At 28.3% G+C, this 13,546-nt stretch carries 10 protein-coding genes; 6 read left to right on the top strand and 4 right to left on the bottom strand.

Features of this window, described 5'->3' with window-relative positions:
• Positions 1-176: 176 nt before the first annotated feature.
• The 4 genes from V2W16_RS02890 (at position 177) to V2W16_RS02905 (ending at position 7,007) form a co-directional block, all read left to right on the top strand.
• The gene (locus V2W16_RS02890; RefSeq protein ID WP_329381241.1) at positions 177-3,320 is read left to right on the top strand and encodes a transglycosylase domain-containing protein; all 3,144 of its coding nucleotides are present in this window, start codon (positions 177-179) and stop codon (positions 3,318-3,320) included.
• A 104-nt stretch (positions 3,321-3,424) separates the two neighbouring features.
• A complete protein-coding gene (locus V2W16_RS02895; RefSeq protein WP_329381244.1) occupies positions 3,425-4,870 on the top strand; it encodes a spore germination protein in 1,446 nt (481 codons plus the stop codon).
• A gap of 1 nt (position 4,871) precedes the next feature.
• Positions 4,872-5,942, top strand: a complete 1,071-nt coding sequence (locus V2W16_RS02900; RefSeq protein WP_329381247.1) for a Ger(x)C family spore germination protein — start codon at positions 4,872-4,874, stop codon at positions 5,940-5,942.
• The gene (locus V2W16_RS02905) at positions 5,943-7,007 is read left to right on the top strand and encodes a GerAB/ArcD/ProY family transporter (protein WP_329381250.1); all 1,065 of its coding nucleotides are present in this window, start codon (positions 5,943-5,945) and stop codon (positions 7,005-7,007) included.
• A gap of 8 nt (positions 7,008-7,015) precedes the next feature.
• Here the strand turns inward: V2W16_RS02905 and V2W16_RS02910 are convergent, their stop codons facing one another.
• Positions 7,016-7,735, bottom strand: coding sequence for a 16S rRNA (uracil(1498)-N(3))-methyltransferase (locus V2W16_RS02910; protein WP_329381253.1), 720 nt, complete (start codon positions 7,733-7,735; stop codon positions 7,016-7,018).
• A gap of 171 nt (positions 7,736-7,906) precedes the next feature.
• Here V2W16_RS02910 and sigG point away from each other — a divergent pair, with 171 nt between their 5' ends.
• Both sigG and V2W16_RS02920 read left to right on the top strand, forming a co-directional pair.
• Entirely contained in the window at positions 7,907-8,677 is a 771-nt protein-coding gene (gene sigG, locus V2W16_RS02915) for an RNA polymerase sporulation sigma factor SigG (RefSeq protein ID WP_329381256.1), read from the top strand.
• A 130-nt stretch (positions 8,678-8,807) separates the two neighbouring features.
• Positions 8,808-9,422 carry a class I SAM-dependent methyltransferase gene (locus tag V2W16_RS02920; RefSeq protein ID WP_329381259.1) on the top strand — a complete coding sequence of 205 codons (615 nt, stop codon included), beginning with the start codon at positions 8,808-8,810 and terminating at the stop codon, positions 9,420-9,422.
• Between the two features lie 18 nt (positions 9,423-9,440).
• Here the strand turns inward: V2W16_RS02920 and V2W16_RS02925 are convergent, their stop codons facing one another.
• Genes V2W16_RS02925 through mutL form a run of 3 tightly spaced genes read right to left on the bottom strand, consistent with a single transcriptional unit; the run spans position 9,441 to position 13,544 of the window.
• Complete coding sequence (locus V2W16_RS02925) at positions 9,441-10,706, bottom strand: methionine gamma-lyase family protein (RefSeq protein ID WP_329381262.1); 1,266 nt, start codon at positions 10,704-10,706, stop codon at positions 9,441-9,443.
• Positions 10,699-11,625 carry a tRNA (adenosine(37)-N6)-dimethylallyltransferase MiaA gene (gene miaA, locus V2W16_RS02930; RefSeq protein ID WP_329381265.1) on the bottom strand — a complete coding sequence of 309 codons (927 nt, stop codon included), beginning with the start codon at positions 11,623-11,625 and terminating at the stop codon, positions 10,699-10,701. Before miaA ends, V2W16_RS02925 begins: the two co-directional genes overlap by 8 nt.
• 2 nt (positions 11,626-11,627) lie before the next feature.
• Positions 11,628-13,544, bottom strand: a complete 1,917-nt coding sequence (gene mutL, locus V2W16_RS02935; protein WP_329381268.1) for a DNA mismatch repair endonuclease MutL — start codon at positions 13,542-13,544, stop codon at positions 11,628-11,630.
• Positions 13,545-13,546 lie beyond the last annotated feature (2 nt).

The following is a 13,546-nucleotide window of genomic DNA, read 5'->3' on the forward strand; positions in this document are numbered from 1 at the left end:
TATATAAATTTAAATATTTCACTTTTTTTTATAAATAAAATTAATTACAAAAAAGTGATAATAATGTTAAAATTTTATTAAATATTTCCAAAATGGAACATATAGCATTGATAAAAATTTTACTATGCTATATAATGTTAAAGAATATGCTATGTCATATAAATTGGAGGTAAAAAATGAGCACAAACGACAACATGACTCCTAATAATATGCAAAAAAAAGTAAAAGTGCGTAAGAAAAGAGTCAGAGTTAAAAAACCTAAAGACAACATGAAAAAAAGCAACATTACCAAGAAAAGTATGTTAGGTAAAAATAAAGCTGGCAAAGGAAAATTCAAAAAAGGACCAGGCAAAAAAATAACTTTCAAAAGAGTTCTTGCAGCTATTGTTACTTTAGGTATTGTATGTTTTATAGGTGGGTTCGCTCTAATGCTTGTATGGATGGCTCAAGCACCTGCACTTGATTTAGATAAATTTAATTATGCGAGTGCAACTCATTTATTAGATAAAGATGGAAAATACTATCAGGAACTTCAAGGTTCTGAAAATAGAGAACCTGTAAGTATAGAAGAAATACCGGAAATTGTTCAATTAGCTTTTGTATCAATAGAAGACAAACGTTTCTATGAACACGGAGGCGTTGACCTTATAGGTACTGGTAAAGCTATTCTTGGAGTTTTAACATCAGGAAGCACTGATGGTCCGGGTGGAAGTACAATAACACAACAGCTAATTAAATTAACACACTTAACAAGTGAAACATCAATAAAACGTAAAGTTCAAGAATGGAAATTAGCAATCGAAGTTGAAAAGAAATTATCAAAAGAAGAAATTCTTGAAGCATACTTAAATAAAGTAAATATGTCTCAAGCATGGGGTATTCAATCAGGAGCACAATATTTCTTCAAAAAAGATGTTGATGAGCTTTCAATTGCTCAAGCTGCTGTTTTGGCATCAATAATTAATGCTCCTACATATTATGATCCTCTTGTATATGAAGATGAAAATGGAGACGGTGAATATACGCTTGTAAAAGAAAAAAATTCCGAAGGAAAAACAGTTCTTGCTTACGATGAAAACAATCAGGAAAGAGCATTGGAAGTAGTCCAAAAAATGTATGATTTAAATCATATAAGCAAAGAAGAATATGATATAGCAGTGGACGAATTAAAAAATAATAAAATCGGATTAGTAGAAAATAAAAGTAATACTGTATATTCTTATTTTACTGACGCTGTATATGAACAAGTTGTAAATGACATAGCTGAAAAATACAACTATTCAAAAGAAGACGCATCAACATTTATTCTTAATAATGGATTAACAATAAAGACAACTGTAGACCCGGATATACAAAAAATACTTGAAGAAACGGCAAAAGATGATTCTATCTTCCCTTCTCAATCATATTCTGCACAACAAGCAAGTGAAGCTATGTCAAAACAAAAAGGTGAAGAAGTAGAATATAATCCTGAAGTCGGAATGACTATTATCGAAAACAAAACCGGAAAAGTAGTAGGTATAGTTGGAGGAAGAGAAAAATCGGCAAGTTTATCAATGAATAGAGCCACTCAAAAATTTCAACCAGGTTCTTCTACAAAACCACTTACAACATATGCTCCGGGAATTGATTCCGGCAAAATAACTGCTGGAACAACATTTAATGATACATCAATTTCTTACGGAGGATGGTCACCTAAAAACTCCGGCGGAGGAAATCAAGGACTAATGACAGTAAGAAATGGTCTTACAAACTCTGTTAATACGGTAGCTGTTCAGGCAATGTTACAAACAGGTACAGAAACAATTCTTCCTTATGCAGAAAAATTAGGACTTGATATTGTAAAAGATGAAAATGACGTAAATGACTTAAACCCTGCTGCATTAGCTCTTGGGGGTTATACACATGGACAATCTACATTGGCTATGGCAAGTGCTTATACAACATTTGCAAATGGAGGAGTTAGACAAACTCCTATAATGTATACTGAAATAACCGATAAAAACGGAGAAATTATTTTAAGTAACAAATCAGAAAAAGTAAAAGTATTTGAAGAAGGTACTGCATTTATTATTACAGACATTCTTAAAGATGTTGTAAAAGGTGGTACAACATATATCTCAATTGACGGTACAGAAGTAGCAGGTAAAACAGGTACAACTGATGAAAACAGACATGCATGGTTCTGTGGTTATACTCCTGAATATTCCGGAGCTGTTTGGTATGGATACGACCAGAACGTCGTCACGGTAGATGGGACAACCTATAACTTGAATATCGGTACTTATGGGGGTTCTACAAATGGTCCGGCTGCTTTCTGGAAAGAAGCATTCACAGACATATATAGTAAAAAAGATATAGAAAACAGTAAATTTGCATCACAACCTGATGATGTATATCAAGCAAAAGTAGACGGAGTATCGGGTAAAAACCCTACTTCCCTATCATATAAAGACCCAAGAGGTTCTAAAGTATATACAGAATATTTCTTAACAGGAAAAGGCCCAAGCGGAAGTGATGATATTCATGTTTCAGCAAAAATATGTGAAGCATCCAATAAAAAAGCAACAGAATATTGTCCTGCTGATCAAGTAAAAACATCTGTATTACTGGATTTAAGTAAAATAACTTATCCACCTGGAGTAAAAGGAAAAAATGAAATTGGTTCACAAGCAAAATATAGTGTAAAAGGTTCTTGTGATATACATGGAAAATCAACTGTTCATTCAATAAAATTAACTATAAGTCCAGGGTCTATTGAAGCCGGACAAACTGCTACAGCTACGGTTACGGGAACATTAGCAGATGGCTCAACTAAGAATATTAGCGCAAGTCTATCTTCAAGTAACAGTTCTGTTGCAAAAGTATCAGGAAGCACAATAACCGGTGTAAGCAGCGGAAGTGCAACAATCACTGCAAAATATACACAAGAAGGAACTACATTAACTGCAAGTGCTACAATTAGTGTTAGTGGCTCATCAAGCCCTACAGTAACCTCATTCTCTTTAAATCCTTCATCAATATGGATAAATAAAGGCGAAAATTATTATTCACCTTCAGCCATAGTAACTTTATCTGATGGGTCAACAGATTATGGTTCTGTAACAATAATTGATGATGATGACTTTGACAGCGAATCTCCGGGATCATATTCAATGACTTGTTCAGTAAGCTATAACGGAACTAAACTTGGAGAAAAAACATTTACTGTACATGTTCAAGATAATGAAGGAAGAATCAGAAATAATAAAGTAACACAAGCAAGTTTAAAAAATTATAATACGTTTAGTATAAAGAATATGTTTTATAGCTTATTTTAAAAAAAAGCACCTTTTATAAGGTGCTTTTTTATTTTATTAAAAAGTATACAAATTAATATTTTGGAAAAAATAATCTATATAAATAATTTTCCCAAAGGTATACAATGAATAAATTATATAAAAATTTAAAAATTAACAAGGCAATAATAAAAAATCAATTTAATAATGATGACACAATAAGATACAGAGAATTTAAAAACAAAGGAATAGATTATCTTCTTTTATTTATTGATGGAATGTCCAATAGCGAAAGAATCGATGAAGATATAATCAAACCAATTTTAGAAAATAAAAAAATTGTTTTTAAATTTAATATTTTAGATAAATTAAAAACAAAAATATTATTTTCAAATGATGTAAAAGAAAAAAATACATTTGAAGATATTTATTCCGATTTGCTTTATGGAAATACAATTTTACTAATAGAAGGGCAAAATAAAGCTTTAAGCATTGATACAAAAGGTTTTACTTTAAGAGCTATAATGGAGCCCCCTAGTGAAAAAATTGCAAAAGGACCAAGAGAAGGCTTTGGAGAAAATATCCTTACAAACTTATCATTGCTTAGAAGAAAAATACAAAGCCCAAATTTAAAATTTGAATTTTCAACTATCGGTAATGTTACAAAAACAAAAACCTGCCTTGCATACATCGACGGAATAGTTGATAAAAAGGTTTTAAAGGAATTAAAAAAAAGAATAAAAAAAATCAATATTGACTCAGTTCTTGATGTGAATTATATTTTGGAATCCGTAAAAGACAACAGATTCTCCCCTTTTAAAACAGCTGGAACATATGAAAAACCTGATGTAATAGCAAGTAAAATACTAGAGGGTAGAGTAGCTTTATTTGTTGACGGGACACCAATTGTTATGACAGTTCCCTATTTATTTATTGAAAATTTTATGTCAGGAGACGATTATTATCTAAATTATTATTTTGCTTCTTTTACAAGAATGATAAGAATAATAAGCTATTTTTTATCTATATGTATACCGGCATTATATATAGCAATAATAACATTTCATAAAGAAATTTTACCTAGTTCTCTTGCCATAAGTATAATTGGAGCAAGAGAAGGCATACCATGTTCAAGTTTTACGGAATGTATTCTTATGATAATTATCTTTGAAATTCTAGGAGAAGCGGGCAATAGAAGCGGCAGTGGAGCAACTACTGCTCTTGGTATTGTAGGTGGTATTGTTGTTGGACAGGCTGCAGTTGAAGCAAGACTTATAAGTGCACCTATGATAATAGTTGTAGCTCTATCTGCTATAAGTGAATTAATGATTCCAAGTGTAAAAGGTTCTACTATAATATTTAGATTTTTATTTATAATTCTTTCTTCAATACTTGGTTTATACGGGTTTACAATTGCATTTTTACTTTTAATTGTTCACTTATCATCAATAAAATCTTTTGGTATGTCTTATATGGCAAACGTTACTTTTCATTCAATACAACAATTTAAAGATTCGTTTTACAGGTCTCCATGGTACAAAATGATAACGAGACCTACCGATATGTCTGAAAAGAAAGATAGGATAAACTAATATGAAAAATAAAATAATTTCGGTTCTATTTTTAATAATAACACTTCCACTTCTTACATCCTGTTTTGACTATACGGAACTGGAAAGAGAAATACTGATTTTTACATTAGGAATAGATAAAACACAATCAGGATACGAAGTAAGCGCAGAAACATTGCAGTCTGAAGATTATGGAGGACAACTTTCCATCAAACCACAGGTAATAACATCAACAGGAGATTCAATATATGAAGCATTAAGTAAACTTGACGGTAAATTTAACAATAAAGTAAATTTAAGCCACTGTGGACTTATTATTGTAGGTGAAGAATACGCAAAAGAAGACGGAATAAATGATATCTTAAATTTAGTATTTGAAGAAAATAATCTAAGATTTAATACAACATTTACAACAACATATAATTCAGCAGCAAAAGAAATTTTAAATTCATCATCAGAAAACGGAACTTTTCACGGATTTGAAATATTAGAACAGTTAAGTAAAAATAAATTATTTAATGACAGTGCAAGAGCATACAAAGTAATAAACTCAATAGAAAATCAAGGTATTGAATTAACATTACCTGTAATAAAAAAAACAAATGAGAATGAAAAAAAGAATTTTTATGCAAACAAGATTGCTGTATTTAAAAATGATAAATTACTTGGATATATAGAAGACAAAGATGTAAACTACTATTCTTTTTTATTAAATAAAAAAGATTCAATACAATTAAAATTAAATATTGATGACAGCATAGTAAACACAAAAATATCTTTAAATAAAACAAAAAATAAAATCGAAAATAATAAACTAAATATAAAAATGGACATAAATGCATATATAGAAAGCAATGACAATAATATTTCACAAAAAGAAATAGAAAAAGAATTGGGAAAACAAATTACAAAAGAAATTTATTCTTTTATAAATATTACACAAAAAAAATTTAAAGTTGATATTTTTGGTTATGGATTTAATTTAAACAATAGAAAAATAAAAAACAATCATACTAACTGGAATGATTATTTTATGAATCTATCACCAAATGTAAAAATAAATGTTCAAATAAAAGAAATGACGGAGGATTAGATGGATAGACTCTCAACAAAAGAAATTATTTCAATGATGATATTATTTACCTTAGGAACATCTGTACTTACGGGATATTATTTTTATACAGCAAAAAATCCAATTTACATTTTAATATCCTTTATCTCATCTATTATTCCGATTATAATAAGCTTAGTTTTCCTACTTAAATATAAACAAAATTTATTTGATATAATTTTCTCAAGTTTTAATAAATTTTTTGCAATTTTTATTAGTCTTTGTTTTATTGTATATTCTTTAATACTTGAAGCAATACATCTAAAATACTTTGTATTATTTACTAAAGGTAATGTTCTTACAAAAACACCAATCATCGTAACTACAATAATATTTTTATTATTAATATTTCTTACTTTAAAAAAGGGAATATTGACACTTGGAAAAATATCAACATTTTTAATTCCAGTAAATCTTTTAATAGTATTTTTTTGTCTTTTGTTTCCTATTAAAATGTTTGATATAAACAATATAAATGAAATATTAAATTTCAGTTTTTATAATGACATGAACAAAGATATTTTTTTTAACTCCTTACTTCCTTACAGCGATATAATTTTATTTTCTTTTATAATAAATAAACTTAACAAATTTGAAAATACAAAAAAAACATATATTATAGGTATAACAATAAGTTATGTAATTATATTATTAACATATTTTACAAATGTACTATTACTGGGGTTTCCATTAATTTTAAAAGTTCCTTTCCCTAATTTCATTACCATGGGAGTTTCAAGCATTGGAACCTATATTACAAGAATGGAAATAGTAGTTGGATTTAATTTTTTTATAACAACTCTTATTAAAATCTCAATATATACATTTGTAGCTTTACTTGGAATAAAGAAAATATTTAATTTAAAAAGTATAAAAAATATAAGACTATTTTATTCTATGTTAGTATTTTTTATCATTACATTACTTCCTCAAACAACAAACAAAATTATTGTTATTTTTAGTAACTTTAAATACTTTTTCATCTTTATTTCATTTGTACTGCCTATACTAATTTTAATAAAACGAGCAACAAAAAAAGCCTTATAGAAAGGCTTTTACATATTATCCGTAAGTAACATAAGAGCTGAAAGAGCAGCAATAGGAGCTGTTTCACATCTTAAAATTCTTTTTCCAAGTCCCATTAAAATAATATCATTTTTAGATGCATAATCAGCTTCAGATGCATCAAAACCTCCTTCACTTCCCACAATAAAAGATATTGATTTTATATCTTTATAATCAAATTCCTTTAGATTCCTTCCTCCATTTTCATAAAACATTATTGCCATATCACTTTTTTTCATTTGCTCTATTGCTTCTTTAAAAGAAACCATTTCTTTAACTAATGGAACTATTCCCCTGCCGCTTTGTTTTGAAGCAGATAAAGAAATTTTGTTATATCTTTCAATTTTCTTTTTCATAGATTTTTTATCAGGTCTTGAAATACATCTATTTGTCATTACAGGAACTATTTCGCTAACTCCAAGTTCAACAGCTTTTTGAACAATCATTTCAAATTTATCTGATTTTGGCATTGCTTGATATAATGTTATTTTTACACTTGGTTCCGTATCATTTTCTTTTTTAGATATTATTTTTGCAACAACATTTTCTCCTTCATAATTTAATATACATTCATAATCATACCCATTCTTATCACAAATGGTTATACTATCCCCTTCTATCATTCTAAGGGATTTTTTTATATGTTTGCTATCTTCTTTATCTAAATAAAAAGTATCGTTTTCCTTATCAATACAAAAAAATCTTGGCATATTTTTCTCCTTTATGAAAATTATTAATATTATACTACAAACTTAAATCAATTAAAAGCTAAGAAAATTCCATTCCATTATCTTCCTTATAAATTTTTATTGTATTGGAATAACTTTCTTATCTAAGGTAAAAATTTTAATATACAAATTTTCATACAAAGGAGAAGCCAAGTGATAAGAAAAGTTGAAATATGCGGTATAAATACATCATCATTACCCAATTTATCAAATAAAGAAATTGAAGATATGTTACTTAGAATAAAGAATGGTGAAGAAGATTTAAAAAACGAATTTATAAGATGCAACTTAAGGCTTGTTTTAAGTGTTGTTCAGCGTTTTTCAAACCGTAATGAAAATATGGATGATTTATTTCAAGTAGGATGTATAGGTCTTATTAAAGCAATAGATAATTTTGATACAAAATTTGATGTAAAATTTAGTACCTATGCCGTTCCTATGATTATCGGGGAGATTAGAAGATACCTTAGAGATAACGGAAGTATCAGAGTAAGCCGTTCATTAAAGGACACTGCATATAAAGCTCTTAAATTTAAAGAGTTAAATAAAGATAAAAATATATCAAACAAAGAAATTGCAAAAAGTCTTGGAATAAAGGAAAAAGATCTAAACTTTGCTCTTGATTCGATAGTAGAACCATGCTCTTTATATGATAAAATGTATAACGATAATGGGGACAGTATATACCTTCTTGACCAAGTAGGAGACAAGAAAAATATAGAAGAAAATTGGACAGAAAATTTATCTTTAAAAGAAGCCGTTGACAAATTAAAAGGAAGAGAAAAAGAAATAATATTAAAAAGATACTATATGGGAAAAACTCAAATAGAAGTTGCCAATGAAATCGGAATAAGTCAAGCACAAGTTTCCAGACTTGAAAAAAATGGTCTTAATAAAATAAAAAATGAAATATCTTTTAATTAAAATAATTATAAAAATTTATTATATTTAAATATATTCATATAAGTTAATAAAAAGTTAATAAATAAATTCTAACAAGTTAGTTGAAGCTAACTTGTTTTTATGTTATTCTAAATAAAAAAGGAGTTTTGTTTTGAAAGATATTGAAGAATTATCAAAAACACATTTTAATAAACAAGCAAAAGATTATGATAAAAAAAACACAATATATTATTCAAAAGAAGGAAAAATAAGCTGTAATAGTGTATCGACATATTTAAATAATTTAAAATACGATAATATATTAGATGTAGGATGTGGAACAGGTTTTTTATTTGAAAATTTAAAAACAGGACAAAATTATTTTGGCATAGATATTTCTGAAAATATGATTAAAGTAGCAAAAAGTAAAAATATTCCAAATACATATTTTTCTGTTGGAACATCTAATAAACTAGATTTTAAAGATGAATTTTTCCATATAGTAACATGTATACAAAGTTTCCATCACTACCCATATCAAGAAGAAGCAATGAAAGAAGCTTACAGAGTTTTAAAAAAAGGAGGACTATATATTTTATCTGATACCGGAGTAGGAGGAATTCCTGCGTTTATTGATAATCACTTTATTTTTCCTTTCTTAAAAAGCGGAGATTATAAGACAACCAACAAAAAAGGAATTGAAAAAATGATGATAAAATGCGGATTTACAATTATAGAGAGTAAAAAAGAAAAAGGATTTATTTATACGGTTATTGCAAAAAAATAATATGATTAAAAAATCATATTATTTTTTATCGTCAATTTTTAAAATTTCATCCAAAGCTTTTATTGTTCCTATTTTTGAATGTTCATATGTAAGTCCGCCTTGCTGATAAACAATATAAGGCTCCTTCATTGGCGCATCAGCACTAAGCTCAATTGATGAACCTTCAATAAAGTTTCCTGCTGCCATAATAACCTGATCATCATATCCAGGCATATCCCAAGGCTCAGGAGTAACATAAGAATCTACAGGAGCAGCACTTTGTATACCTGCACAATATGCATAAACTTTTTCACTGCTTCCAAGAACAACAGCTTGTATTATATCGCTTCTTTCATCGTCTACTCCAGGGAATACTCTATACCCTATGCTTTCAAAAACTTTTGCAGCAAGTATTGCACCTTTTATTGCTCCGCTTGTAACTTTACTAGCAATAAAAAGTCCTTGTAAATATGAACGAATTACTCCAAGATTTGCACCTACTTCAAGAGCTATTCCCGGAGATGTAAGTCTGGCGGCAACTTTCTTTATATTTTTTTCACTTCCTACAATATATCCTCCGACAGATACAAGTCCACCACCAGGGTTTTTTATAAGTGAACCTGCAATCATATCTGCACCAACATTTAAAGGTTCTTGTTTTTCTAAAAATTCACCATAGCAGTTATCTACAAGAATAATAACATCTTTTTTTATTCCCTTAACAAATTCACAAGCTTCTTTAATTTTTCTAATTGAAAGAGCTTTTGTGTCTTTATATCCGCTAGAACGTTGTATAAATACTGCTTTTACCTTATCATTTAATTTTTCTTTTATTTTTTCATAATCAATTGAACCATCTTCTAAAAGCTCAACTTTATCATAATCAACGTTATAATCCTTTAAAGAGCCTAAATCTTCTCCATTGTCATTTATACCAATTGTAGACCTTATTGTATCATAAGGGTCTCCTGTAATGCTTAAAAGAGTATCTCCTGGTCTTAAAACACCATAAAGCATAAGACTTATTGCATGTGTCCCGCTTACTATTTGAGGTCTTACCAATGCAGCTTCCCCACCAAAAACTTCGGCATATATTTTTTCGGTTATTTCTCTTCCTTCATCATCATAGCCATATCCTGTACTTTCATTAAAGTGACGAAGAGCTAACCTATATTTTTGCATTGCTGATAAAACCTTAAATTGATTATATTCACATATTTCATCAATTTCTTTAAACTTATATTCAACCTGCTTTTCTGCGTCTTTAACTATTTTTATTGCTTTCTCACTTGCAAATTCACTCATTTATACAACCCCTCATAAATTCTATTATTTCTTTATTATTTTTATATTCTTGTTTATCTATCCATATTATATCTTCATTTCTTCTAAACCATGTAAGCTGTCTTTTTGCAAAATGTCTTGTATCTCTTTTTATAATATAAATAGCTTCCTCAAAAGATATTTCATTTTTTAAATAACTTACAATCTCTTTGTATCCTAAAGCTCTCATGGAAGTTAAATTTTCATCATATCCCATATCAAGTAAAGATTTAACTTCTTTAATGAGTCCCTCTTCAACCATTTTATCTACTCTAAGGTCAATCCCATCATACAATTTTTGTCTATCATCATTTAAACAAAAATAATATGTATTATCAAACCTGTATTTTTTCTTTTTTATATTTAATTCAGATTTTTTCTTACCTGTATTTTTATATATTTCAAGAGCTCTTATAACACGTTTTAAATTATTTGGATGAATTTCTTTTGCACTTTCTTCATCAACTTCTAAAAGCATATTATAAATATATTCTTTTCCATTTTCTTTTGCAAGGTTTTCAAGATAGTTTCTGTATTCATCGTCAGAATCTTCTTTTTTAAATTCATAAGAATCGTAAATAAGCGCATCAACATAAAGACCGCTTCCTCCGACAATGATTACATCTTTGCCTTTATTTAAGATTTCATTTATATATTCTATCCCCTTTTCAACAAATACAGATACATTAAACTTTTCATCAGGATAAAACTCATCTACAAGATAATGTCTTATACCCTGCATTTCTTCTTTTGTAACTTTTGCCGAACCTATATCCATATATTTATACACCTGCACTGAATCCGCAGAAATAATCTCTGCTTCTATATCCTTTGCTAAATCTATAGATAACCCACTTTTTCCAGAAGCCGTAGGCCCTGCGATAACAATAATTTTGTTCATATCTAAATCCTTTGAAACATTTTTTCAAAATATTTTTTCTTTATTTTAGAAATTGTTGGTCTTGAGTGTGGGCAAGAAAAAGGATTATCACTTTTCTTTAAATCATTTAAAAGTTTTCTTGCTTCACTTTCAGATATATCATCATGTCCTCTAACAGCATGGTGACAAGCCGATTTAATTAATCTTTCATTTCTGTTTATATCATTTGATAAAACCGATGTATTTTTAAGTGTAGATAGAATATTTAATATTATTTCTTTTGTATCTTCAATAGATAACATTTCCGGAATTTCTCTTATTATCACATTACTGCCGGAAAAATCTTCTATTTCATATCCTAATTTTCTCAAACTTTCCAAATTATTAATACAAACATCTTTTAATGTAACCCCAAGCTCTAATACAAAAGGAGCAGCTAAAATTTGAGTTCTTACGTCCTCATTTTGATATTCCCTTAAATATTCATCATATAATACTCTTTCGTGACTTGCATGGGTATCCATTACAAATATAGTATCTCCACTTTCAAACATAGCATAAGCTTTAAAAGCCGTACCGATAAATTTCATATTTGAAATTTTATCAAAAATACTTTTATCAACAATATTTTCTTTATCAGAAATATTTGTATCTTTACTTATAACTTCTTTCGTCTTATTTTCTTCAAATAAAGGTTTTTCTTCGAAGTCAACAAAAGAAGGATATTTACTTTGTTCGTAAAACTCAGTAATATCTATGGTATTTTTTATCTCACCTTTTAAATTATTATCTTCTTTCTCTTGTTCATTATCCTTTATGCTGTAAAGTTTATTTTCTACTTCTTTTTCGTCTACTACATATTCTTCTGCAGTTTCAAAAGCAATTTGAGCATCAAGAGGATTTTCTTTTTTCTCTTTTCTTATTTTTGAATTCTCATTTAAATTTATAGATTCTCTAACTGCTTTTCTTATTCCCTCACAAATAAGCATTGTAATAAGACTTTCATTTCTAAAAGAAATTGTAGTCTTTGAAGGATGCACATTTACATCGGTAAAATTATAAGGAAGATTAATATATAAAACATAAGAGATTCTTTTTGTAAAAAGCCCAAACTGTTCTCTGTAAATATTGTTTATTGCTTTAGATAAAGAATCATTTTTTACATATCTGCCGTTTATTATAAAAATACTTTCTTCATTTTGTCTATCTAAATAATTAGGTGATAATGTAACTCCTTTTACAATTAAAGGCTCGTCTTCATAGTCTACATCTATCATTTTTGTTATAAAATCATAGCCTAAAATTGTTGTAATAACATTTTTTATATCATTATCTCCTGTTGTAACAAAAACTTCCCTTCCGTCACTATAAACGCTAAAAGCAATATTAGGATTTGCTATTGCAAGCTTTGAAATTATATCCAAAGAAGATGTCTTTTCTCCCTTAGCACTTTTCATATGTTTTTTTCTTGCGGGAGTATTATAAAATAAATCATCAACTTCTATTCTCGTTCCTGTATTAAGGGCAATGCTTGATACATTTTGAACTTTTCCGTTTATTATCATAGCTCTTGTCCCAATTTTGTCATCTTTAAATTTAGTTTTAATTTTAACTTTGCTTACAACGGAAATACTAAACAAAGCCTCTCCCCTAAATCCTAACGTATCAATACTTGAAAGTTTATCTACGTTATCAATTTTAGATGTTGCATTTTTACTAAAAGCCAAACTTAATTCATCCGCTTTTATTCCACATCCATTGTCACTTACGAGAATTTTTGACTTTCCACCGTTTTCTATTTCTATTTTTATATGAGTTGAACCTGCATCTATTGAATTTTCTACAAGTTCCTTTATAACCGAAGCAGGAGAAACAACAACTTCTCCTGCCGATATTTTATTTACAAGCTCATTCGATAATTGTTTTATAATTTGTGCCACGA

Source organism: Anaerofustis butyriciformans (assembly GCF_036289385.1).
GTDB classification, from domain to species: domain Bacteria; phylum Bacillota; class Clostridia; order Eubacteriales; family Anaerofustaceae; genus Anaerofustis; species Anaerofustis butyriciformans.